At 73.1% G+C, this 23,717-nt stretch carries 24 protein-coding genes; 15 read left to right on the top strand and 9 right to left on the bottom strand.

All coding sequences use genetic code 11. The annotated features are described in order from the left end of the window. Positions 1-3: 3 nt before the first annotated feature. From JT721_RS08370 to JT721_RS08335, 8 genes are all read right to left on the bottom strand, one after another. Positions 4-585 (bottom strand): cysteine hydrolase family protein, encoded by a 582-nt coding sequence (locus JT721_RS08370; RefSeq protein WP_205472489.1) that lies wholly within the window; start codon positions 583-585, stop codon positions 4-6. Further along, complete coding sequence (locus JT721_RS08365) at positions 582-1,460, bottom strand: glycosyltransferase family 2 protein (protein WP_205472488.1); 879 nt, start codon at positions 1,458-1,460, stop codon at positions 582-584. The genes JT721_RS08370 and JT721_RS08365 overlap by 4 nt, the downstream gene beginning before the upstream one ends. Continuing rightward, positions 1,457-2,458, bottom strand: a complete 1,002-nt coding sequence (locus JT721_RS21675; RefSeq protein ID WP_205472487.1) for a glycosyltransferase — start codon at positions 2,456-2,458, stop codon at positions 1,457-1,459. Before JT721_RS21675 ends, JT721_RS08365 begins: the two co-directional genes overlap by 4 nt. Next, positions 2,455-3,522 (bottom strand): glycosyltransferase, encoded by a 1,068-nt coding sequence (locus JT721_RS08355; RefSeq protein ID WP_205472486.1) that lies wholly within the window; start codon positions 3,520-3,522, stop codon positions 2,455-2,457. Before JT721_RS08355 ends, JT721_RS21675 begins: the two co-directional genes overlap by 4 nt. Positions 3,523-3,525: 3 nt before the next feature. Continuing rightward, the gene (locus JT721_RS08350; protein ID WP_205472485.1) at positions 3,526-4,668 is read right to left on the bottom strand and encodes a glycosyltransferase; all 1,143 of its coding nucleotides are present in this window, start codon (positions 4,666-4,668) and stop codon (positions 3,526-3,528) included. Between the two features lie 232 nt (positions 4,669-4,900). Beyond that, positions 4,901-6,151, bottom strand: a complete 1,251-nt coding sequence (locus JT721_RS08345) for a cytochrome P450 (protein WP_205472484.1) — start codon at positions 6,149-6,151, stop codon at positions 4,901-4,903. 172 nt (positions 6,152-6,323) lie between these two features. Beyond that, the gene (locus JT721_RS08340; RefSeq protein ID WP_205472483.1) at positions 6,324-7,133 is read right to left on the bottom strand and encodes a sigma-70 family RNA polymerase sigma factor; all 810 of its coding nucleotides are present in this window, start codon (positions 7,131-7,133) and stop codon (positions 6,324-6,326) included. A gap of 131 nt (positions 7,134-7,264) precedes the next feature. Next, positions 7,265-7,927 carry a potassium channel family protein gene (locus JT721_RS08335; RefSeq protein ID WP_205472482.1) on the bottom strand — a complete coding sequence of 221 codons (663 nt, stop codon included), beginning with the start codon at positions 7,925-7,927 and terminating at the stop codon, positions 7,265-7,267. 231 nt (positions 7,928-8,158) lie between these two features. Here JT721_RS08335 and JT721_RS08330 point away from each other — a divergent pair, with 231 nt between their 5' ends. From JT721_RS08330 to JT721_RS08260, 15 genes are all read left to right on the top strand, one after another. Further along, on the top strand, positions 8,159-8,932 hold the full coding sequence (locus tag JT721_RS08330) for an ABC transporter permease (RefSeq protein WP_205472481.1): 774 nt from the start codon (positions 8,159-8,161) through the stop codon (positions 8,930-8,932). Then, positions 8,932-9,771 carry an ABC transporter permease gene (locus JT721_RS08325; RefSeq protein WP_205472480.1) on the top strand — a complete coding sequence of 280 codons (840 nt, stop codon included), beginning with the start codon at positions 8,932-8,934 and terminating at the stop codon, positions 9,769-9,771. Before JT721_RS08330 ends, JT721_RS08325 begins: the two co-directional genes overlap by 1 nt. Further along, the gene (locus JT721_RS08320; protein WP_205472479.1) at positions 9,771-11,105 is read left to right on the top strand and encodes an MCE family protein; all 1,335 of its coding nucleotides are present in this window, start codon (positions 9,771-9,773) and stop codon (positions 11,103-11,105) included. The genes JT721_RS08325 and JT721_RS08320 overlap by 1 nt, the downstream gene beginning before the upstream one ends. After that, on the top strand, positions 11,102-12,190 hold the full coding sequence (locus tag JT721_RS08315) for an MCE family protein (protein ID WP_205472478.1): 1,089 nt from the start codon (positions 11,102-11,104) through the stop codon (positions 12,188-12,190). Before JT721_RS08320 ends, JT721_RS08315 begins: the two co-directional genes overlap by 4 nt. Then, entirely contained in the window at positions 12,187-13,170 is a 984-nt protein-coding gene (locus JT721_RS08310; RefSeq protein ID WP_205472477.1) for an MCE family protein, read from the top strand. Before JT721_RS08315 ends, JT721_RS08310 begins: the two co-directional genes overlap by 4 nt. Before the next feature lie 3 nt (positions 13,171-13,173). Beyond that, complete coding sequence (locus JT721_RS08305; RefSeq protein WP_205472476.1) at positions 13,174-14,442, top strand: MCE family protein; 1,269 nt, start codon at positions 13,174-13,176, stop codon at positions 14,440-14,442. After that, positions 14,439-15,782 carry an MCE family protein gene (locus tag JT721_RS08300; protein ID WP_205472475.1) on the top strand — a complete coding sequence of 448 codons (1,344 nt, stop codon included), beginning with the start codon at positions 14,439-14,441 and terminating at the stop codon, positions 15,780-15,782. Before JT721_RS08305 ends, JT721_RS08300 begins: the two co-directional genes overlap by 4 nt. Further along, on the top strand, positions 15,779-17,041 hold the full coding sequence (locus JT721_RS08295; RefSeq protein ID WP_205472474.1) for an MCE family protein: 1,263 nt from the start codon (positions 15,779-15,781) through the stop codon (positions 17,039-17,041). The genes JT721_RS08300 and JT721_RS08295 overlap by 4 nt, the downstream gene beginning before the upstream one ends. Next, positions 17,038-17,601, top strand: coding sequence for a hypothetical protein (locus JT721_RS08290; protein WP_205472473.1), 564 nt, complete (start codon positions 17,038-17,040; stop codon positions 17,599-17,601). Before JT721_RS08295 ends, JT721_RS08290 begins: the two co-directional genes overlap by 4 nt. A gap of 178 nt (positions 17,602-17,779) precedes the next feature. Continuing rightward, complete coding sequence (locus JT721_RS08285; protein WP_205472472.1) at positions 17,780-18,466, top strand: hypothetical protein; 687 nt, start codon at positions 17,780-17,782, stop codon at positions 18,464-18,466. A gap of 137 nt (positions 18,467-18,603) precedes the next feature. Then, complete coding sequence (locus tag JT721_RS08280; protein ID WP_205472471.1) at positions 18,604-19,587, top strand: NAD(P)/FAD-dependent oxidoreductase; 984 nt, start codon at positions 18,604-18,606, stop codon at positions 19,585-19,587. A 3-nt stretch (positions 19,588-19,590) separates the two neighbouring features. Beyond that, complete coding sequence (locus JT721_RS08275) at positions 19,591-19,782, top strand: ferredoxin (RefSeq protein ID WP_205472470.1); 192 nt, start codon at positions 19,591-19,593, stop codon at positions 19,780-19,782. A gap of 51 nt (positions 19,783-19,833) precedes the next feature. Continuing rightward, positions 19,834-20,742, top strand: a complete 909-nt coding sequence (locus tag JT721_RS08270; RefSeq protein WP_205472469.1) for a 3-oxoacyl-ACP reductase — start codon at positions 19,834-19,836, stop codon at positions 20,740-20,742. After that, positions 20,742-21,497: a glucose 1-dehydrogenase gene (locus tag JT721_RS08265; RefSeq protein ID WP_205472468.1), complete on the top strand. Its 756-nt coding sequence runs from the start codon at positions 20,742-20,744 to the stop codon at positions 21,495-21,497. Before JT721_RS08270 ends, JT721_RS08265 begins: the two co-directional genes overlap by 1 nt. Before the next feature lie 23 nt (positions 21,498-21,520). Next, positions 21,521-22,018: a pyridoxamine 5'-phosphate oxidase family protein gene (locus JT721_RS08260; protein WP_205472467.1), complete on the top strand. Its 498-nt coding sequence runs from the start codon at positions 21,521-21,523 to the stop codon at positions 22,016-22,018. Positions 22,019-22,942: 924 nt separating this feature from the next. Here the strand turns inward: JT721_RS08260 and JT721_RS08255 are convergent. Next, a complete protein-coding gene (locus tag JT721_RS08255) occupies positions 22,943-23,545 on the bottom strand; it encodes a TetR family transcriptional regulator (protein WP_307827950.1) in 603 nt (200 codons plus the stop codon). Positions 23,546-23,717 lie beyond the last annotated feature (172 nt).

Below are 23,717 nucleotides of genomic sequence, written 5' to 3'. Positions count from 1 at the left end.
GCGTCAGTCGAAGGTGATGTCGGCGGCCCACTCCACCGGCTGCCGGTAGAGCTCGGACAGCGCGCTGAGCGTCTCGTCGTGCATCTGCTCGTCGACCGAGGCGGTCGCGTCCCGGGGCAGCACGACCCGGAAGTCGTGGGCGTAGGCGTCGATCGCGGTCGCCCGGATGCACGACTCGGTGGAGATGCCGGCCAGCACCAGCCGGTCGACCCCGAGCTCCTGGAGGAGCGCGACCAGGTCGGTCTCGAAGAACGCGCTGTCGCGGGTCTTGGTGACCCGCCGCTCGATCGGGCGCAGCCCGTCGAGCCGCTCGACACCCTCGGTGCCGGCGAGCACCAGGCCCTGGTCGTCCTGGCGCATGTTCAGCGCCCAGGTGCTGCCGTCGGGGTCGTGTTCGGTGCTGACCTCCACCACCGGGCAGCCGGCCGCCTCGGCCTTCTCGATGAGCTCGTTGGTGTGCTTGACGACGTCGTCGCTGCAGCGCCGCAGCTCGGGGTCCTGCACGTAGTCCTTCTGCAGGTCGATCACCAGCAGGGCGGTCCGGCCGTCGGTCGGGTGGTCGGGGGAGCCGTCGTGGTCGGTCATGGCCGCACGGTTGCCGGGAGCGGGCGTGCGTATCCGTGCGGGCCGGACCCGCTCCGCACCCAGTCGTCGCCCTGCCGGGCGACCAGGCCCAGCTCCGCCATCTCCTCCAGCCAGCCGGTCATCGCCCACCGCCCCCAGCGGTCGCGGAACCGCCGTCCGTTGCGCAGGATGTCGTCGAGGTGCTCGACCGGCGGCCGGCTCACCGGGTGGTGCTGGTGGTAGGCGCGCGCCGCCCCCGCCCAGGCCAGGTCGACGCCGGCCGCCGCGGCGGTGTGGCCGAGATCGGTGTCCTCGGCGCCGTAGCCGACGTAGCCCTCGTGGAAGCCGCCCACCCGTCGCCAGGTGTCGCGGTGCACGGCGAAGGACAGCGACCAGAACAGGTCCGGGTCGCCGCCGAGCACGACCTCGCCGGGGGCGGGGGCAGGTCGCGCGGGGTGGGGGTCGTCGAGGTCGTCGAGGTCGTCGAGCCGGTAGCCGCCGGAGGGCGGCGGGGGCAGGTAGGTGACCGGCCCGCACCACAGGTGCCCCGGCCGCTCGCGCACCACCTCGGCGTACGACGCGACCAGGCCGGGTCCGGCGGCGCAGTCGACGTCGAGCACCACGACCACCTCCGCGCCGGCCTCGAGCGCGGTCGTGACGCCCAGGTTGCGGGCGGCGGCCAGTGGCAGCCCCTCGGGATGGCGGGGCAGGTGCCGCACCCGGCGGCCGAGCCCGTCGACGGTGGCCGGACCCAGCCCAGGGTCGTGCATCGCGACCACGACGTAGTCGGCCGGACGGGCGGTCGCGGCGGCCAGCGACCGGTGCTGGAGCGCGAGGTGGTCGTGCCGGCCGTGGGCGATCGTCACCACGGCCACGCCGGGCAGGGCGGAGGTCACGACGCGCACCTCAGCGCCGTGGCCCGCACCACCTCGGCGAACCGGGCCGCGGCCCCGCCGTCGCACCACGAGGCCCAGTCGCGACCGTCGAGGCGGCCCGCCTGCTCGAGGGTGGCCGCCCAGTCGCCGCCGGCGAAGGAGTCGCGCACCACGACCGGCCACGGACCGCCGGCCAGCACCGCCGCGGTGCACCGCTGCTCGCCGTGCGGACGCTCCTGGGGCACCACGACGGCCGGGCACCGGGCGGCGGCGACCTCGGCCAGCGCGTTCTGCCCGGCGTGGGTGACCACGACGTCCGAGGCCGCCAGCACGGGGGCGGGGTCGTCGACCCAGGTGCCGAGCCGCCGGTCGAGTACCGTCCACTCCCACCCGGGGGTCCCGGCCACCATCCGGTCGAGGAGCTCCCGGTCGAGCGCGCTGCCGCCGATGCCGGAGAGGAGCGTGGCGCGACGCGGCCCGGCAGCGACCGGGGCGGACGACTCGCTCACCGCGGCCCGTGACATCGCTCCGACGCAGTCGACCCGGTCGAGCACGTGCCCGGGCACGCCACGAAGCAGGCCGCGGGCGCTTGCCGGCCAGCAGCCCACCAGGGCGTCGGCGACGTCGTAGCCGAGCAGGTGGGCGGGGTCGCCGCGGTCGCCGGGCTGCACCACCGTGACCACCGGGATCCCGTGCAGCCGGACGAGCAGGAGCACCTCCACCGACACGTCCACGACGACCACGCGAGGGGAGAGGTGCCGGATCCACGAGGCGATCTCGGCCATCCGGGAGCGCAACCCGTGACTGCCCAGCGGGGCCCAGTGCAGCCGGTCACCGGCCGAGGGCCGCAGCTGCGTGGGGTCCTCGTCGTCGCGGTCGAGCTCGATCCACGGCCCGGTCCAATCCGCGGGGCGCGGCAGCGACGACAGCGCCGTCACCGGCTCGCCCAGCGCGTCCGCCACCTGCAGGGCCCGGTGCAGGTGGCCCAGACCGTGGTGGTGGACGTAGTAGCCGATCACGCCGCTCGGTCCTGCCGTCCCGCCCGCTCGTAGAGGCGCTCGTAGCCGTCGACCATGCGGGCCACCGAGCAGTGGGCCACGGCGTGGACGCGGCACTCGTCACGGTCGAGGGTCGCCGCCCGGGCGACCGCTCGGGCCAGGGCGTCGACGTCACCCGAGCGGGCCAGGCGCCCGGTGCGCGGCGAGAGGATCTCGCGCATCGCCCCGCGGTCGAACGCCGCGACTGGTGTCCCGCAGGCGAGGGCCTCGGCGCACACCAGGCCGTAGGGCTCCTCCCAGGCCGGCGTCACCACCGCGACCGACGCCCGGCCCAGCAGGGCCACCAGCTCGTCGCGGCCGAGGTGGCCGGCCAGCTCGACGTCGGGTCCCAACCGAGGCAGCACCTCCCGCTCGACGTACGCCGGGTCGCTCACCGGCCCGGCGAGCACCAGCGGGACGCCGGCCCGGCGGCAGGCTTCGATGGCCAGGTGCGGCGCCTTCTCCGGCACCAGGCGGCCGCTCCACACCGCCGGGCCGCCACCGGGGCCCGCGCGGAAGACGTCGGTGTCGACGCCGTTGGGCACGACCTCGCTGCGCACCACGTGCGCCCAGCCGCGGGCGGTGCTGCGGCTGACGGCAGCGAACGTGCTCGACCCCGGTGCCAGGGCCACGGCCGACTCCAGCCACGGCAGCGGAGGGGTGTGCAGCGTCGTGACCACCTGCATCGGCACCGAACCCGCCATCGCGACCGGGAGGTGGTGGAGGCTGTTGTTGTGGACCACGTCGAAGCGATCGGCCCAGCGCGAGCCCAGGGCGAGCATCAGGCCCAGGTAGGCGTGGTGCTCGGCCAGCCAGGTGCGCGAGGGCGCGTTGACGTCCGCCATCGCCGCGGCGCTCGGCTCGAACGCCGGCACGTCGAGGACCTCCACCGGTAGCGCGGGGTCCGAGCCCGGCCCGGCGAACAGGGTCACGTCGTGACCGCGGGCGGTCAGCTCATGGCACAGCTGGTGGGTCAGCGACTCCAGGCCCCCGGCGAACGGCTGGCGGATCGGGTGGCGCGAGGAGGCGACGAGGCAGATCCGCACCGCTCACCCGGCCCGGAGCACGGAGCGGTAGAGCAGGTCGTGGCGACGTGCGACCTCGCGGCGCTGCGCGCGCCGCTCCTCGGTCGTCGCACCCCACCGCGGTCGCTCGCGGTGGGCCCGGGCCACCGCCGCAGCCAGCGTCGACGGGTCGAACGCCTGCTCGTCCAGCACGTAGCCCAGCACCGGGCCCTGCTCGGCGTAGTAGCCGCAGCTGGGCGCCACCACCGTCGTTCCCAGGTCGCGGCAGGCCTCGAGCCAGCCCGAGTGGGTGCCGAACCGGTAGGGCAGCACCGAGACGTCGAGGGACGCCAGGTAGTCCCAGAGGTGGCGGGCGTCGGCCCAATAGTCGTGGACCACCAGCTCCAGGTCGCCGTCCCGGTCCCGCTCGCGCAGCCAGCCGGCGAGCCGGTCGTCGTGGTGCGCACCACCGGGGTCGACCACGTCGTGGTGGGCGTTGACCTGCAGCACGGCGCCAGGCAGGTCGGCGACGGCCTCGACGAGCGTGGGCAGCACCTGGTGGGGCGCCATGCTCGGGCGCAGGCTCTTGAGGTGGACGCCCACCCGGAACGGCGACGGCGTGCTGCCGGACCTCGGCTCGCGCGCGGTCCGCGCGCGGCGCCGGGCGGCGGCGTCGTCGAGCCCGACGACGTGCGGGTGTGGCAGGACGACGGCCTCGCGGCCCCAACGTCCCGCGATCTCGCGAGCGGCACCGGGGGTGAGCGTGATGAGCTGGTCGGCGGCCGGGACCAGCACGTCGAGCTGGGCGTCGTGCAGCTCCGAGGACTCGTGGTGGGGGTTGCGCAGGTCGTGCACGGTGAAGACGAGCGGCTTGCCGCGGCGACGCAGCGTCGCGACCAGCGCCTCGAGCTCCGCGGGGGAGCGCGAGTCGAACCCGAAGTGGAGGTGCATCAGGTCGAAGTCGGCGGTCGCGGCCCAGCCAGCGTCGAGCATGACGGGCGGCCACCACCGCTCCACCGCCGACCTGGCGGGGTCGTCGGGCCGGGGGTCCGGGAGCCGCAGCGGACCGCCGCCGTCCTCCGGTGCGAGGTGGCGGACGTAGACGTGGCTGGAGGGAACGGAGGCGACGACGACGGCCCGCTCCGCGGAACCTCCGACGCGCGCGCGGTCGTGGGTCAGGCTGGTCACAGTCGTGAGGTATCCGGCTCCCGACCAGCCAACCGTCCGGACGCGAGACGTCAGGGCTGTCAGTCCCCGGGCACCTCCGCCGCCGGCTCGGGAAGTGGTCCGCAGGTGGGGCACTCGAAGTGGATGGGCACCTCGGCGGGCAGCGGTCCGCCCCCGGTCGCCGGGCGCTGGTCGAGCACCGGGTGCATGGTCTGGCCGCACCCCGGGCAGGTCGGGACGAACGGTCCGCCGCTCACGCCGACCGCTCCCCAGTCCTGCCGGCGGGCGCCCGGCCCGCCCGGAGACCGGTCGTAGCCAGCCGCAGGCCGCGGCGGGGCAGCGTGGGCATGCGCGACCGGTCCACGGCCGCCCCGGCGACGTGCTCGGGACGCAACCCCAGCGGCGCCACGACACGCAGGGTGACCTCGAGCAGGCGCAGCGCCAGCGACTCGCCGGGGCAGCGGTGCCCGGAGGGGTGCCCACCCCCCTGCGGCACCAGGTCGTAGGCCCCCGGCACCGCACCCGCGGCGAACCGCTCCGGCCGGAAGGCGCCCGGATCGGGCCAGCGCCCGGCATCTCGGTGGATCCCCACGACGTCGAGGACGACGAGGTCGCCCCGCCCGAGCCGCACCTCGCCGCAGCGAGCCTCCTGGCGGACCCGTCCGGCGAGCACGGGGACGAACGGCGAGGTCCGGCGTACCTCCTGCGCGAACGCGTAGCGCACCATCCCGGCCGCGTCGTCGGCGACGCGATCGGCCCAGTCGGGGTGCTCGGCCAGGCGCAGGACGGCGAACGTTCCGAGCCAGGACACCGCGACGGTCGGCCGGAGCACGTTGAGCAGCTCCACGCCGGCCGTGCGCGTCGGCAGGTCGGAGGCCGCGACCTCGGCCAGCACCGAGCCGGGGCGCGCGACTCCTCCGGCGCGCACGTCGGCGACCAGGCGAGTGGCCCAGCGCTCCCGACGCACCCGCTCCCGCCAACCCCTCAGGTACGCCGGGCCGGCGAAGCCGAAGCCGTCGACGATGCCGGACAGCGAGCGAGCCACCCGGTCGCCCTCGGCCTCGGTGAGGTCGAGGCCGGCCCAGGTCAGGACCGCTCGACCGTAGGCGCGGACCAGCTCGTCGTGCACCTCCACCTCGGCGCGGTCCGGCCAGCTCGCGACCGCGCGGCGAAGCTCGGTCTCGGCGAGCTCGACCAGGGGTGTGATGGCTGCGGGGGAGAGGGCCTCGAGGAACATCAGCTTGCGGTCGCGGTGGGCCTCGTCGTCGAGACCGTGCACCGCGCCGCGGCCGAACAGCAGCCAGGCCAGCGGGGGCGGCACCGCGCCCCTGCGGCGCACCACCCCCTCGTCGTAGAACGTGCGCACCCCCTCGGGGTCGCGCACCACGACGGCTCGTCTCCCGAGCAGCCGCGACACGTAGGGGTCGCCGCCGCCCCGGGACGCGCGATCGACGGCCACGGCGTCGTAGCCGTGCCGGAGCAGCTGCAGGGTGAGATCAGTCATGGCTCCACGGTGTCCGGTCCTGCGGATGCTCACCCGTCCGTCGCGCGACCAGGTGCGAGCGCCCCCGCCCGGTGCCGGGCGGGGGCGCGCGGGGCCGTCGCGGGGCCGGTCTGCGTGAGTCCGGGGCGCGACGGCGGGTGGGACACGGCTGGTGGCTCGTGAGCGCCCGAGGTCACGCGACCTCGGCGTAGGACTCCGCCCCGAGCGCAGTGCGCAGCGTGCCGAGCGCCTGGCTGAGCAGGCGCGAGACCTGCACCTGGCTGACGCCGATGATCTCGCCGATCTCGCGCTGGTGCAGGCCCTGGCCGAACCGGAGCTGGAGGACCTGGCGCTGCCGCTCGGTGAGCGTGGCCATGGCCGGCTGGAGCAACACCCGCGCCTCCGCGCGGGAGACGCCGTCGTCGTCGGAGGCGATCATCGAGCCGAGAGCGACACCGTCGCCGTCCTGGCCGTGGAGGTCGAGCGAGAGCGGGCTGAAGCACGAGTCGAGGCGCAGCGCCTCGGCGACCTGAGCCTCGCTGAGGTCGGTGACCTGGGCGATGTCGACGTGCGAGGCGGGTCGGCCGTCGTCCCCCGGCGGGAGGGTGTCGCGCACGGCGCTGACCCGGGCCCGGGCCTCCTGGAGCGAGCGCGGGGGCCGCACCACCCAGCCGTGGTCGCGGAAGTAGCGGCGCACCTCGCCCGCGATCGTGGGGACGGCGTAGGTCAGGAAGTTCTCCGACCGGTCCGGGTCGAACCTGCGGGCAGCCGCAACCAGGGCGACGCAGGCGACCTGCTCGAGGTCCTCCATCGCGACGTCCCGGTTGCGGTAGCGGTGGGCCACGGCGTGGGCCACGCAGGTGTTGATCTCGACGATCCGGCGGAGGAGGGCTTCACGCTCCGACCCCTGGCACTGGCTCGCGGCCGCGAACAGTCGCGCGGTCTCGTGCTCCCGGGCAGCGCGCTCGGCCTCCCGAGAGGGGGCTGCTGCTGTCGTGTCCATGCCACAGAGATGGCCCCGATCGACCCGCCACATACGTGCTGACCTGCAAATACCTACTCAGGGGTGAGCCCCGGCCGCGGAGCTCCACCCCTAGAGGTGGACACCGGGCGCGATGCCCCGGAGGGCATCGTTCAGCCAGCGCGGCGACGTGCGTTGAGCCCGACCAGCCGTGCGATCACGAGGGCCACGTAGAGCACGCCCGCGACCTGCTCCACCATCACGAACGACCGGGCGTGCGGCTCGACCGGCAGCACGTCGGAGAGCCCGACGCTGGTGAGGGTGGTGAACGACAGGAAGAGGAGGTCGAACCACGGCCGGTCACCGGGCGGCCCGGCACCCACGAACGAGCCCGGCCAGAGGACCTGCACGGCCGCGTAGAGGTAGGCGAACGCCCACGCCACCACGGTGAACGCGGCGCCGGTGGCGTACAGCTCGTCCCGGGTGACCCGGTCGTCGTGGAAGAGGTAGCGGATCATCGCGTAGGAGACGAAGAAGTAGAACGGCACGTGCACCGCGGCCGAGACCAGCACGACCCAGTCGGTGTGGGGACGCACCGCCTCCAGCACCGCGAAGACCATCGACGGCAGGCCCAGGGTGATCGCGACCCACGACAGGGCCGGGGTGCGGCGGACGACGTAGACCGCGGTGAGCACCAGCGCCATCTGCCCCACGCCGAGGACGGCGCGGCCGGCCGCCGACGGCTCGAGGAACGGGTGCGCCACCACGACCAGCAGCTGGCCGACGAGCAGCACCGCCGACGGGTGGTCGCGGACCGCGACCCACCAGCGTCGCACGTTCGGTCCTCGCCCGGACGGGCCTCGCAGGTGGTCGGGCACGTCGCGATCCTAGGCCCTGGGGTCGGCCGGGGACCGGTGGCGTGACCCGTGGCGTGACCCGTGCGTGACCCGGCGGCGGCGGGGTCGTTGCGAGGAAGAGGGCCGCGACCACGACCGGGGGGCGTTTGTGGCAAACGAGAACACGTTCTATTCTGAGCCCGCTGTCGCTCGGAGCGGGGAGGTGTCCTGATGGCCGTCAGCGTCGTCTCGGCCATCCGTGGACCGGGCGAGATCGCGGCGATGACCCTCGAGGTCGCGAAGCGGATCCTCACCCGGCCGCCCCAGGTCCGCGAGTTCGTCGAGCAGGCCTGGTTCATCACCAGCGTGACGCTGATGCCCACGATCCTGGTCTCGATCCCGTTCGGGGCGGTGATCTCGCTCCAGGTCGGCAACCTCACCGGCCAGCTCGGTGCACAGTCGTTCGCCGGTGCCACGGCGGTCCTCGCCGTCGTGCGCGAGGCGGCGCCGATCGCCGCGGCGCTGATCATCGCCGGGGCCGCCGGCTCGGCGATCTGCTCCGACCTCGGCGCCCGCAAGATCCGCGAGGAGATCGACGCGATGGAGGTGCTCGGCGTCGACCCGATCGAGCGCCTCGTGGCGCCCCGGGTCCTGGCGACGATGTTCGTGGCGATGATGATCATCGGCATCGTGATCGGTGCCGGCATCGGCGGCGGCTACTTCTTCACGGTGATCGTGCAGGGCGGCTCCGCCGGCGCGTTCCTGGCGTCGTTCACGGCCCTGGCCAGCCTGCCCGACCTCTACATCGCGGTCGTCAAGGCGATCGTCTTCGGCGGAATGGCGGCGGTCGTGGGCGCCTACAAGGGCCTGAATGCCGGCGGCGGCCCCAGCGGCGTCGGGCGGGCGGTCAACGAGTCGGTGATCGTCGCGTTCATGCTCCTCTTCTTCATCAACGCGATCATCACGGCCATCTACTTCCAGGTCGTCCCGCCCCCGGGGTTGTGATGGCGAGCATCGGAGCGATCGGCAGCGCGGTGCTCCAGGGACCGCGCCGGTCCCTGGAGGGCTACGGCGACCAGCTGCTCTTCTACATCAAGGCCCTGGCCTGGGCTCCGCGGGCGATCCGGCGCTACCCGCGCGAGATCACCAACACCCTGGCCGAGGTCACCTTCGGCTCCGGCGGCCTGAGCATGATCCTCGGCACCGTCGGCGTCATCGCCTTCCTGTCCTTCTTCGCCGGCACCGAGGTCGGCATCCAGGGCTACGCCTCGCTCAGCCAGATCGGCGTGGCGAAGTTCAGCGCCTTCATCTCGGCCTACTTCAACACCCGCGAGGTGGCGCCGCTGATCTCCTCGATCGCGCTCGCCGCGACGGTCGGCTGCGGCTACACCGCACGCCTCGGGGCGATGCGGATCTCGGAGGAGATCGACGCGCTCGAGGTGATGGGCATCCCGTCGCTGCCGTTCCTGGTCACCACCCGGATGGTCGCGGCGTTCGTCGCCGTGATCCCGCTCTACGTCGTGGCGCTGTACGCGTCGTACCTCTCGCCGCGGCTGATCACGACCCTGGTCTACGGCCAGTCGCCGGGCACCTACGACCACTACTTCATGCAGTTCCTCCCGCCGATCGACGTGCTGTGGTCGTTCGTCAAGCTGCTGTTCCTCGCCACCGCGGTGATCCTCATCCACTGCTACTACGGCTACACCGCCTCCGGCGGCCCGGCCGGCGTGGGCGTCGCCGTGGGCCGGGCGATCCGCACCAGCATCGTCACCATCGTGGTGGCCGACTTCTTCCTCAGCTTCGCGATCTGGGGCTCGACGACCACGGTCAGGATCACCGGCTGATGCTCGTCAACGTCCACCACGACAGCCCGGCGGAGCACCGCCGGCTGCTGGTCGCCGGCGTCGCGTTCCTGACGGTGATCGCGCTGCTGGTCTACCTCTCGATCGCGATCTACCAGAAGAAGTTCGAGTCGGTCACGATGGTCACCATCAAGGCCGACCGGGCCGGGCTCCAGCTGGCCGAGTTCGGGGACGTGCGCCTGCACGGCGCGCTGGTCGGCCAGGTGCGCGCCGTCGAGCAGGACGGCGACCAGGCGAGCATCCGGGTGGCGCTCCGGCCCGACGCCGCCCGCGAGATCCCGGCCGACACCGAGGTCGAGATCCTGCCGACCACCCTGTTCGGCCAGAAGTTCGTCTCGTTCGTGACCGACGACGGCGCCCGCTCCGGTGACGGACTCGACGACGGCGACGTCATCCCGGCCGACCGGGTGGAGACCAACGTCGAGCTCAGCCGGATCCTCGCCGACCTGTTCCCGCTGCTGCGCGCCGTCCAGCCGGCCGACCTCAACCTCACCCTCAACGCCCTCGCCACCGCGCTCGGCGGTCGGGGCGAGCAGCTCGGGGAGACCCTGGAGCGGCTCGACGGCTACCTCGACGAGATCGACGACCACCTCCCCACCCTGCGCAAGGACCTCGTGGCCCTGGCCGAGGTGGCCGACACCTACGACCTCGCGGCCCCCGACCTCGTGGGCGTGCTGGACAACCTGACGGTGACCGGCAAGACGATCCTCGCCAAGCAGCGCGAGCTCGACGTGTTCTTCTCCGACGTCGCCGGCCTCGCCACCACGACGACCCGGGTGCTGACCGACAACGAGCAGAACCTGATCCGGGTCGGTGAGGTCACCGAGCCGGTGCTCCGGCTGCTCGCGACCTACTCGCCGCAGCTGCCGTGCCTGATCAAGGGCGCGGCCCGCTACGCGCCGCGGCTGGCCCGCACCTTCGAGGGCAACCGGATCAAGCAGTACATCGAGTTCGGCACCCCGCAGTACCGCGCCTACGACGAGCGCGACCTGCCCGAGTACGGCGAGGTGGGCCACGGTCCCTGGTGCCTGGGTCTGCCAGACCCGCCGGTGCCGGTGCCTCCCGTGTCGTTCGACGACGGCACCGACCTCGACGACAACCCGCCGACCAGCCCGCTGCCGAACTTCGGCCTGTTCGACCCGCCCGGCACCCGCAAGCAGGCCGCCGACCCCACCAGCGGGTTCGCCGGCACGGAGGGCGACCGGCGGATCATCGCCGCGCTGCTGGCCGACCGCACCGGCCGGGCGGCCGACACCTACGGCACCTGGGGCTCGCTGCTCTACGGCCCCGTGGTCCGGGGAGGTGGCGGGTCGTGAGCCGCAGCCGCAACGCCGTCACCATCGCCGCGGGCGTCAAGCTCCTGGTCTTCACCGTGATCTCGGTGCTCGTCACCGGCCTGCTCGCGGCGATCATGGGCAACATCGGGTTCGGGGCCGGCACGACCTACCGTGCGGTCTTCAGCAGCGCCTCGATGCTCGAGAAGGGCGACGACGTGCGGGTCGCCGGCGTCAGCGTCGGCGAGGTCAAGAAGGTCGAGCACCACGAGCGCAGCCAGGCGCTGGTGACCTTCCGGGTGAAGGCCGACGTGCCGCTGACCACGACGTCGCGGGCCGAGATCCGCTTCCTCAACCTGGTCGGCGACCGCTACCTGGCGCTCGAGGAGGGCTCGGGCGAGGGCGAGCGGCTGGACGCCGACGGCGTGCTGCCGATCGCGCAGACCAGCCCCTCCCTCGACCTCACCACGCTGTTCAACGGCTTCCAGCCGCTCTTCCAGGCGCTCAGCCCCCGGCAGGTCAACGAGCTCAGCCTCAACCTGGTGCAGGTGCTCCAGGGCGAGGGCGGCACCGTCCGCGACCTGCTGTCCCACACCGCCTCGCTCACCAACACCCTCGCCGACCGCGACCAGCTCATAGGGGAGGTCGTCACCAACCTGGGCCGCACCCTCGAGACCGTCGACGACCGGCACCGCCAGCTCGACACCCTGGTCGTCGAGCTGCGCGACTGGATGCGCGACCTGGCCCGCGACCGCAGCACCATCGGCGGCTCGCTGAGCAGCATCTCCGACCTCACGGTCGTGGTGGCCGACCTGCTGCGGCAGAGCCGACCGCTGCTGAAGTCCGACATCGCCGAGCTGCGCCGCCTGGCCGGCCTCCTGAACGAGAAGGAGAACAAGAAGCTCGTGGTCGAGCTCCTCGACCGGCTGCCGGAGTCGATGACCGACCAGACCCGCACCGGCACCTACGGCGCTTGGTACAGCTACTACGTCTGCGGGTTCTCCGGCCGCATCACGCTGCCGGAGATCAGCAACGTGCCCGGCATCAAGCAGCTGCTCGCGGCGCTCAACAAGCTGGAGTTCCGGTCGACCGCGCCGCGCTGCAACGGGGCGGAGGAGACCCGGTGAACCGCTACACCGACGCGCAGGTGCTGCGGCTGGGCGCGATCTCGATCGTGGTGCTGCTGTTGGTGATGGCCGCGGCCTTCAACCTCTCGCGGTTCCCGGGCTTCGGCGGCGAGAGCTACCGGGCCGAGTTCGCCGACGCCGGCGGGCTGCGCAAGGGCAACATGGTGCAGGTCGGCGGCATCCGGGTCGGTCGCGTGCAGGACATCGCGCTCGACGGCGACCTGGTGCGGGTCACCTTCGAGGTCGACCACGGCGTCGAGCTGGGCGAGGAGAGCGAGGCCTCCGTCGAGGTGCTCAACCTGCTGGGGGAGAAGTACCTCGAGCTCACCCCGGTCGGCGAGGGCCGGCTGGGCACCGACGACGTCATCCCCGTGGAGCGCACCCGCGCGGCGTACGACATCGTCGGGGTCTTCGGCGACCTCACCACCACCACCGAGCGGATCGACACCGACCGGCTCAAGAAGGCGCTGAGCACCGTGGCCGAGACCGTCGACGCCGCCGCGCCGGAGATCCAGGCCGGGTTCGAGGGGATCGCGCGGCTCTCCCAGACCGTGGCCGCGCGCGACGAGCAGATCCAGGCCCTGCTGCGCAGCTCGCGCGGGGTCAGCACGCTGCTCGCCGACCGCAGCAAGGACATCGTCGAGCTGATGGCCAACAGCGACCTGGTCTTCAAGGAGGTCCGCAAGCGCAAGCGGGCGATCCACCGGTTGCTGGTCAACGCGCGGGTGCTGGCCCGCGAGCTGCGCGGGGTGGCCGAGGACAACCAGGCCCAGATGGCCCCGGCGCTGGCCGAGGTGGAGGAGCTGCTGACCCTGCTCAACGACAAGGACCGCGAGCTCAAGGACACCCTGGCCGCGATGGGTCCCTACGCATCGATCCTCGGCAACATCATCGGCACCGGGCCGTGGTTCGACGCCTACGCCTCCAACCTGGCCGCGATCCCGACGGGCGAGTTCGTGCCCGGCGTGCTGGAGGACTGAGCCGTGGCCGCCTCCTCCGTCGTCACCGCGCTGCGGACCGTCCCTGCCCGCGTCGTGGTCGTCGCGGTCGCCGTCGCGCTGCTGGTCGGGCTGTTCTTCGTGGTCCGCGAGCCGGCCGAGACCCGCACGGTGACCGCCCACTTCCCGCGGGCGGTCAGCGTCTACGTCGGCACCGACGTGCGGATCCTCGGCGTCAACGTCGGCCGGGTGACCGCGGTGGTGCCCGAGGGCAACTCGGTGCGCGTCGAGATGGAGTACGACGCCGAGCACCCCGTGCCGGCCGACGCCAAGGCCGCGATCGTCACCCCGACGCTGGTGGCAGACCGCTTCGTGCAGCTCACCCCGGCGTACTCCGGCGGGCCGAAGCTGGCCGACGGCGCCGACATCGCCCTGCCCGACACCGGCGTGCCGGTCGAGCTCGACCGCATCTACGCCAGCCTGCGCGACCTCTCCGAGGCGCTGGGGCCCAACGGCGTCAACGCCGACGGCACCCTCGACAACCTGCTGCGCGCCGGCGCCGAGGGCCTCGGCGGCCAGGGCGAGCGCGGCCACGAGATGATCACCCGGCTGTCCGAGGCGGCCGAGACCTTCGGCGAGGGCAGCGGCCCGCTCTTCGACACCGTGACCGAGCTCGCGACGTTCACCAGCGTGCTGGCCGAGAACGACGAGCTGGTGCGGGCGTTCATCAAGGACCTGGCCGGCGTCTCCGCGTCGCTGGTCTCGGAGCGGGTGGAGCTGCAGAAGGCACTGGCGTCGGTCTCGCGTGCCGTCGGCACGGTCGAGCAGTTCGTCAAGGGCAACCGCACGGCGCTGGTGCGCAGCGTGGAGCGACTGACCCGGGTGGCGAAGACCATCGGCTCCGAGCGCGAGAGCCTCGACCAGGCGCTGCGCACCGCGCCGGTCGCGATCGGCAACCTCACCGTCGCCTACAACAACGCCACCGGCACCATCGGGTCGCGGATCGGGGTGCAGGGCAACGTCTGGGACGCCGACGGGCTGCTCTGCGCGATCGTGCAGCAGGCGCCGCGGCTGCCGCGGCCCACCAAGGACCTCGCCTGCAACATCTTCAAGCGGCTGCTCGAGCCGGTGCTCAACCAGGTGCCCGAGGTGCCGCCGCCGTACGGCCGCTCGGGTGCCGGGCGCGGCGGTGGGGGCGGCAGCGGGACCGCCAATGGGGGCGGGGCTGGCGGCGCGGCGCCGGGGGCCGGCACCGAGCGCTACGTCGGGCCCGGCGACGCCAGCCTGTCGGGGCTGCTGGGAGGCACCCCGTGAGCGCCCGTCGCCGGACCCGCCTGCTGCGGCTGGGCGCGGGCGCGCTGGCCGGCGCGCTGCTGCTCTCGGGCTGCGACTTCGACGGCGCCTACGACCTGCCGCTGCCCGGCTCGCCGGTCGACGAGGACGACTCGTTCGAGGTGACGGCGGAGTTCGCCGACATCCTCAACGTCGTGCCCCGGTCGCCGGTGATGGTCGACGACGTCACCGTCGGCGAGGTCACCGACGTCGAGCGGGTGGGCTGGCACGCCCGGGTCCGGCTGCGGGTGCGCGACGACGTCGTGCTGCCCGACAACGCGATCGCCGACATCCGCCAGGTCAGCCTGCTGGGGGAGAAGTACGTCGCGCTCGAGGCCCCCGAGCAGGGTGCCGCCGACGAGCGGCTCGGCGACGGCGACACCATCCCGCTGGCCGCCACCGGCCGCAACCCGGAGGTGGAGGAGGTGCTGGGCGCCCTCTCGTTCCTGCTCAGCGGCGGCGGGGTTGCCCAGCTCGGCACCATCACCGCCGAGCTCAACGAGGTGATGAGCGGGCGCGAGGGCCGGCTGCGGCACCTGCTCGGCTCGCTGGAGGGCGTGGTCGGCACCCTCGACGAGCAGAAGGCCGACATCGTGCGCGCGCTGGAGTCGGTCAACGACCTCACCGCCACGCTCAACCGCGAGCGGCGCACCATCGGCGAGGCGATCGACGTGACCGGGCCGGCGATCAAGGTGCTCGGTGACCAGCACGACGAGCTGGTCGCCATGCTCGGCGCCCTCGACGAGCTCGGCGTCGTCGGCACCCGGGTGATCGGGGCGGCCAAGGACGACCTGGTGCGGTCGCTGCGCCACCTCCGGCCGATCCTCAACCGGCTGCGCGCGGCCGGCGACGAGCTGGCCCCCGGGCTCAACCTGCTGATCAGCTTCCCGTTCCCCAAGGAGGCCTCGGAGGTGGTGCGCGGCGACTACGCCAACACCTCGATCCGCGCCGACATCAGCCTCGAGAACCTGCTGCCCGGTGGTGGCATCCTCCCGCCCCTGGAGGTGCCCGACCCCGGCGAGCTGCTGGCCCAGGTGGGTCGCTGCCTGCGCAGCGGGAGCCTGACGAGCGCGGCCTGCCGCAAGGTGCTCGCCGACGCCGACCTGCTGACCAGGCTCAAGAAGGCCTGCCGGACCGAGGCCCACCGGCGCAAGATCGTCTGCGTGGTGCTCAACCAGGTGCCCGACTCCGCGGGCCTCGACCAGGTGCCCCAGCTGCTCGACGACATCCTCGCCGGGCTCGGTCTCGGGCGCGGCGCCGCCACGACCACACCCGGCCCCGCGGGGTCGCTGCGCGAGCTCTACGGAGGTGGTGCCCGATGACCCGCGGCAACCGGGTCCGGATCGCGGCGTTCCTCGTGCTCAGCGCGGTCGGGATCGTCTACATCACGGCCAGCTACCTGGGCTTCGTCGACCGCGTGCTCGGCCGCGGCCTCACCGTCACCGCCGAGCTGCCCGCCTCGGGCGGGCTGTTCGAGGGCAGCGAGGTCACCTACCGCGGCGTGAAGATCGGCAAGGTCACCCGGATGGTCCCGGACTCCGACGGCGTCCGGCTGACCCTGCGCCTCGACGAGGGCACCCGGCTGCCCGAGGACTCGCCGATGTTCGTGCACAACCTCTCCGCGGTGGGGGAGCAGTACCTCGACTTCGAGCCCCCCGACGACGAGGGGCCGTACGCCGAGGACGGCTCGGTGCTGGTCGGCTCCGAGGAGTCGCTGCCGGTCGACGAGGCCGACCTGCTCGAGGAGATCGACCAGTTCGTCGGCTCGGTGGACCGGGAGAACCTACGGGTCGTGGTCGACGAGCTCGGCACCATGTTCGGCGAGACCGGCGAGGCGCTGCAGACGCTGCTCGACGAGGGTGGCCGCTTCGTCGACGAGGCCTCGGCCCACACCGACGAGACCGTCCGGCTGCTCGACTCCGGGCTCACGGTGCTGCAGACCCAGCAGGGGCAGGGCGAGAACATCCGCAGCCTGTCGCGCGACCTGCGCCGGATCACCGCGTCGCTGCGCGAGAGCGACCGCGACCTGCGCGGCGTGCTCGACGGCACGCCCGGGGCCACCCGCCAGGTGGAGCGGCTGCTCACCGACCTCGAGCCGACGCTGCCGGTGCTGCTGGCCAACGCCGTGAGCGTCAACCAGGTGGTGGTCTCCCACCTGGCCGGCGTCGAGCAGCTCCTGGTGACCTTCCCCCGGGTGATCTCCTCGGGGTTCACCGGCACCCCCGGCGACGGCTACGGCCACGTCAACCTCCAGCTCGACTACTCCGTCCCGCCCTGCACGAAGGGCTACAAGCCACGCAAGGACTGGCGACCGATGAGCGACCTCTCCGACGGACCGATCTTCCCGGCCCGGTGCACGGCCGGGCCGCCGTACGTCATGCGTGGCACACCGAACGTGCCCCGGCCCCAGGGCGTGCCCGGCCGGGCCTACCGCGGCAGCTACGACCCGACCACCGGGGTGATCGACGGCGCGGTCGACGCCCAGGGCGGCCCGGTGCGCTACGCCGACCCCGGCAACCTCTCGGTGCTCGGCGGCGACGCGTGGAAGTGGCTGCTCGTGGGCCCGGTGGCCGCCCCGTGACCGAGCAGCGGGGTCGCCTCAACGCCGCGCTCTACCTGCTCGTGCTGGTGCTCGCGGCGGTCGCGGTCGTGCTCGTCGTCCGCCTGGTGCAGGACCGCGGCGACGACGGCGTGCCCGCCACCCTGCCGCGGGCCGGCGCCGCCGACGTCGTCGCCCTCGAGGCCGGCAGCGACGAGGAGCGGGGGCGGCAGGCCGACGTGCTCGCGGCTGCCCGGGAGATGTGCGAGGCGTTCTTCACGATCCGCCACGACGACCTCGAGGCGTCGCTGGAGCGGGTGCGCGGGCTGAGCACCGGGGCGTTCCTGGAGCAGTACGAGAAGGCGACCGACCCGATGATCCAGATCCTGCGCGACAACGAGGCGGTGCAGGAGGGCGAGATCCACTCGGTGGGCATCGTCGCCTCCGACCCCGACTCGGCGACCCTGGTCGCCGCGGTCACCACCCGGGTGACCAACAAGAACCTGGCCGGCGACGAGCAGGCGCGCCCCTTCCGCGTGCAGCTCGAGCTCCAGCGGGAGGGGGACCGGTGGCTGACCAGCGACCTGCAGTTCGTGCCGTGACCGGACACCCCGTGGGCCGGGGGCGGTGCTGATGGCGACCCCACCCCGTCGTACCCGCTCCAGTGCCCCGACCCCCCGGCCCCGCCGGGTGGCCGGCCGGGGCCGCCCGCCCCGGTCCGACGAGGTCGGACCGGGCGCCCCGGACCGTGAGCCGGAGGAGCCGCTCGACGACCCGCGGGTGGCCGACGAACCAGGGCCGTCCGGTGACGCAGGGGTGTCGGTCGAGGGCCCGGACCACGACCGGGACTCGGCACCCGACGAGCCCACGCCCCAGCCCACGACCCAGCCCACGACCCAGCCCACGACCCAGCCCGCGCCGAGCGTCCTGAGCGGCGCCCGGACCACCCGCTGGCTGGGCGTGGTGGCGGCGGTGATGGCGGTCGTCGTGGGGGTGCTCGGCGTGCTGCGGGTGGTCGGCGACGACCCCACGCCGCTGGGCGCGGCGCCCGAGGGCGGCATCGCGACCAGTGCCGAGGAGCCGGTGCTGCTCGGCGCCGAGGACGCCCAGCGGGCCGTGGCGGCGGCCGCGGAGCACGCCGCGACGATCGTGTCGACCAGCTGGCGCAACTACGACGACCAGGTCGACGAGGCCACCGCGCTGATGACCCCGGAGTGCGCCGAGGAGTACCTCGAGACCGCCGAGGCGGTGCGCGAGGAGATCGTCGAGCAGAAGACCGAGGTGCAGGTGCGGGTGGTCGCCCAGGGCGTCGTGGCCGCCAACCGCACCGAGGTGCAGGCGCTGATCTTCCTCAACCAGTACGTCACCAAGGGCGGCGACGGGACCACCTACACGCCGTACCGCACGCTGGTGACGGTCGTGAACACCGACGAGGGCTGGCTGGTCTCCGACCTCGAGACGACCTGACCCGCGGGTGCTGGACTTCCGCCCGGCCGGCGGCTACGTTGCGGTCGAAACTAGAACACGTTCCATCTGGGTCAGGCGGTCCCCCGGGCCCCGTCAGCCCCTTGGCACCGGTGTCGACAGGGAGAAGGATCGCGGGCGTGAACGCACCCCACACGGTTGACGCCGACATCCTCGTCATCGGAGCCGGCCCGACCGGGCTCTTCGCCACCTACTACGCCGGGTTCCGCGGCCACCGGGTCGCCGTCGTCGACTCGCTGCCCGAGCTGGGCGGCCAGATCACGGCGATGTACCCGGAGAAGGCGATCCTCGACGTCGCCGGCTTCCCGTCGGTGAAGGGCCGCGAGCTGGTCGAGGGACTGGTGCAGCAGGCCGCGACCGCCGACCCCACCTACCTGCTCGACCGCACCGCGGCGGCGATGGAGCACGACGACGACGGCGTCACCGTCACCCTCGACGACGGCACCACGGTGCGCGCCGGCGCCGTGATCATCACCGCCGGCATCGGCAAGTTCAGCCCCCGGCCGCTCCCGGCGGGCGACGGCTGGTTGGGCCGCGGCATGGAGTTCTTCGTGCCCAGCTTCGCCCCCTACGCCGGCAAGGACGTCGTGATCGTCGGCGGTGGCGACTCGGCGTTCGACTGGGCGCTGCACCTCGAGCCGGTCGCGCGCTCGGTGGCGCTGGTCCACCGCCGCGACGCGTTCCGCGCCCACGAGCGCACCGTCGAGCAGGTGCGGGCCTCGTCGGTCGAGATCATCACCAAGGCCGAGGTGGCCGCGCTGAAGGGCGGCGACACCGGGCTGGAGGCCGTCGACCTCGTCGTCGACGGCGTCACCACGACCCGCCCGGCACAGGCCGTGGTGGCGGCGCTCGGCTTCGTCGCCGACCTCGGCCCGATCCAGCAGTGGGGCCTGGAGGTCCGCAAGCGCCACATCGTCGTCGACGCCTCCATGCGCACCAACCTGCCGCGGGTCTTCGCCGCCGGCGACATCACGGAGTACGACGGCAAGGTGCGCCTCATCGCCGTCGGCTTCGGCGAGGCCGCCACCGCGGTCAACAACGCCACCGTCGCGATCGACCCGACCGCGAAGGTGTTCCCCGGGCACTCGAGTGAAGGGAGCTGAGAAGTGAAGATCAAGGTGGACTTCGACCTCTGCGAGTCCAACGCCCTCTGCGAGGCGATGGCGCCCGACGTGTTCGAGCTCGACGACGACGACTACCTCGTGGTCAAGACCGACGAGACCACGCCCGAGAACGAGGCGGAGGTCCGGCGCGCCGTGGCGGCCTGCCCGCGTGCCGCCATCTCCCTGGAGGAGTGACCCGGACCTCCCCGGTCACCCCCGCCCTCCCAGCCCACCGAAAGGACCCCGGTGAGTAACGCCAACCTGTCCCTGGACGGCAAGGTCGCCGTCGTGACCGGAGCCGGTGCCGGCCTCGGCCGCGCCGAGGCCCTCGCCCTGGCCGACGCCGGCGCGCGGGTGGTCGTCAACGACCTCCCCGGCGCCGGCGACGAGACCGCGGAGGAGATCCGCTCCCGCGGCGGCGAGGCCGTCGTCGTGGCCGGCGACGTGGGCGAGCGCTCGACCGCCGACGCGATGCTCGCCGCCGCGACCGGGCTCGGCTCGCTCGACGTGGTCGTCAACAACGCCGGCATGACCCGCGACCGGATGCTGTTCAACATGTCCGACGAGGAGTTCGACGCGGTCGTGCGGGTGCACCTGCGCGGGCACTTCCTGCTCTCGCGCAACGCCGCGGCGTACTGGCGGGAGAAGTCGAAGGCCGCCGGCGAGCCGGTCTACGGCCGGGTCGTCAACACCGCCTCCGAGGCGTTCCTCGGCGGCTCCCCGGGCCAGGCCAACTACGCCGCGGCCAAGGCCGGCATCGCCGCCCTCACCCTCTCCACCGCCCGCGGCCTGTCGCGGGTGGGCGTCACCGCCAACGCGATCTGCCCGCGGGCCCGCACCGCGATGACGGCCGAGGTGTTCGGCGAGGACAGCTCCGGCCTCGAGATCGACCCCTACTCGCCGGAGCACGTCGCGCCGCTGGTCGCCTACCTCGCCTCGCCGGCGGCAGCCGCCATCACCGGTCAGGTCTTCGTGGTCTACGGCGGGATGGTGGCCCTGGTCGCCGCCCCGGTGGTCGAGCAGCGCTTCGACGCCGCCGGCGCCACCTGGGACCTCGACGACCTCGACCGCCAGCTCGGTGGCTTCTTCGAGGGTCGCGACCCCCACCGCGGGTTCGCCGCCGACTCGGTCATGCAGCTGACGGTGGACTCCTGATGGGCCGGCTCGCCGGAAAGGTCGCGATCGTCACCGGTGGCGCGCAGGGCCAGGGCGCCGGCATCAGCCGGCTCTTCGTCGAGGAGGGCGCCCAAGTCGTGGTCGCCGACGTCGCCGTCGACGAGGGCGAGACGCTCGCCGCCTCGCTGGGCGACGCCGCGGCGTTCGTGCGCCACGACGTGAGCGACCCCGGCTCGTGGCAGGCCGTGGTCGCCGAGGCGGGCAGCCGGTTCGGCCCGGTCGGCGTGCTGGCCAACAACGCCGGCATCCTGCGCTTCGGCGACATCGCGACCATGGGCGCCGACGAGGTCGAGCTGCTGTGGCGGATCAACCAGCTCGGCTGCTTCCTCGGGATGCAGGCCGTGACCGCCACCATGAAGGAGAACGGCGGCGGCTCGATCATCAACGCCTCCTCGGTGGAGGGCCTGGCCGGCATGGCCGGTTGCACGGCGTACGCCGCCACCAAGTGGGCGATCCGCGGCATGACCAAGTGCGCGGCGATGGAGCTCGGCCCCCACGGCATCCGCGTCAACTCCGTGCACCCCGGGATGATCGACACCCCCATGACGCGCGTGCACGGCGGCGACGCCGCGATGGAGTACGGCGCCTCGCGGGTGCCGCTGCGCCGGGTCGGCCACCCCGAGGACATCGCGCCGCTCTACCTCTACCTCGCCAGCGACGAGTCGGCGTACGTCAACGGCGCCGAGATCGCCATCGACGGGGGCGTGACCTCCACCCACGCCTTCGGCGGCTGAGCCGCTGCGGGAGGATCGGGAGCATGGCGAACCAGCGCGGCCAGGTCGTGATGTCCGACGACGAGGTCGACACCTTCCTCACCCAGCAACGCAGCAGCACGATCGCGACCATCGGCCCGCGCGGCCAGGTCAACCTGGTCGCGATGTGGTACGCGTGGCACGACGGGCACGTGTGGATCGAGACCAAGCGCAAGTCGCAGAAGGTCGTGAACCTGCGCCGCGACCCCCGGATGAGCTTCCTCGCCGAGGCGGGCCACACCTACGACCAGCTGCGCGGGGTGGCGCTCGAGGGCACCGGCGTCGTGATCGAGGACGAGGACGTCGTCTGGGACGTGTGCGTGCGGATCTTCGAGCGCTACAACGCGCCGTACACCGAGGAGCTCAAGCCGTTCGTGGAGCTGATGGCGCACAACCGGGTCGTCGTGCGCCTCGAGGCCGACCGGGTCCGCTCCTGGGACCACCGCAAGCTCGGCCTCGACCCGATCGACCTGGGCGGCACCACCGCGGAGTTCCTGGAGTAGGCCGCCGGCGTACCGCTGGTCGAGCAGCGAGCACCAGCGAGCGTCATCGAGACCCGGTGCGCCGAGAGCCCTCCCTGTAGCGGGCGACTCCGGGGACGGCGGTCGGGCGGGTGCTGACTCCTCGCCGTCTGATGCGGGGCGCGGGTGACTGTTGGTGGGGGGGTGCGGGGTGCCGCGCTGGTGGGCACTGCGACTGCTGCGCGCCGGACGTCGTTCGGCACTCGTTGCCGTGTCGCCGGACCCTGCCCTGCCGTTCCCCGGTGTCCGCTTCGGCGCCACGCCGCCGTCTACGTGCCGAACGCCGCCCGTCGCTCCGCCGCCTCCGTGCCGGCGGCGCGGCACGCCGGCAGGTGGATCGTTCGCGTACCTCTGGCCGAGCAGCGAGCGCCCCCAGGTTTCGTCGAGCCGTCGTTAGTTGACGCCGGGTCGGCGCACCTCGGTGACAACGAGCGCCGGGTCGGCGCCGCCGCCCGCGCAGGGAGCACCGCTGGTCGAGCAGCGAGCGCTAGCGAGCGTCGTCGGGACCCGGTGAGCCGAGAGCCCTCCCGTTCCTATCGGAGGGCGTTCGGCCGGCGGGGGTTTCGAGACAGTCGCCGGCGCGACTTCCTCAACCACCGCTGGTCGAGAAGCGAGCGCGCCAGGTTTCGCCGAGCCGTCGTTAACTAACGCCGGGTCGGCGCACCTGGGTGACAACAAGCGCCGGGTCGGCGCGCCTGCCCGAGGACGGAGGGCGTTCGGGTGCAGGGGTTTCGAGACAGTGGCTAGCGCGACTGCCTCGACCACCGGTGGTTGAGGAAGGACGAAGTCCTCTCTCGAAACCCGGTGAGAGGAGAGCCCTCCCGTGAGCAGGGAGGGCGTTCGGCCGACGGAGGTTTCGAGACAGTTGCTAGCGCAACTTCCTCAACCAACGGCGCCGGGCGCGGGTCAGTCGCGCAGGAGGAGCTTGACCGCGACCTCGATGTGCTGGACGGTCTCGGCGGGGGTCTGGCGCCCGGTGACCCAGGCGACCAGGGCGGAGAGCCAGACGTCGCCGATCACCTTGGCGATCGCGATGTCGTCCTCGCTCACCTCGGCGTCCTCGGGGTGCATGGCGCGGGTGACCAGGGTGGTCATCACCATGCCGACGTGGTGGATCTCCTGGGCGACCGAGGCGTCGGCGAACATGAACGAGCGGGTGAGCGCCTCGGTGAGCTGGGGGTCGGCCTGCAAGCCGCGGGAGACCACGCGCAGCACCTCGATCACCCGCTCGGCCGGCGTGTCGCCGGGGATCGGCTGGTCGCGCAGCACCTTCTCGGCGCGGTCGAACTCGCGGCCGAGCGCCGAGACGAGCAGGTGCACCTTGGAGGGGAAGTAGCGGTAGAGGGTGCCGAGCGCGACGTCGGCGCTCTCGGCGACGGCCCGCATCTGGACGGCGTCGAAGCCGCCCTGGGAGGCCAGCGTGATGGTGGCGTCGAGGATGCGCTTGCGACGGTCCCGCTGCGCGGCGGACCCGAGGTCCTCGACCGTCAAGGAGTTGGTGCTGCTCACGCGGACCCCCATGCTCGTGACGGGTGACGGCCGGTCATGGCTACCGTTCTGTCTTCGGTTGTGCTTCGGACTGGGCTGGACGTCATGATATCCGTGACCCCCTGCGGGAATCGGGACCACGGTGTCCTGGTTCGGGTCGGTCGAGAAGGTTAGCAACGAGTGGGACATAATA

It is taken from the genome of Nocardioides sp. SYSU D00038 (genome assembly GCF_016924665.1).
Taxonomy (GTDB): Bacteria; Actinomycetota; Actinomycetes; order Propionibacteriales; family Nocardioidaceae; genus Nocardioides.
Note: the sequence above shows the minus strand (reverse complement) of the source record. Positions and strands in the feature narration are given on the sequence as shown.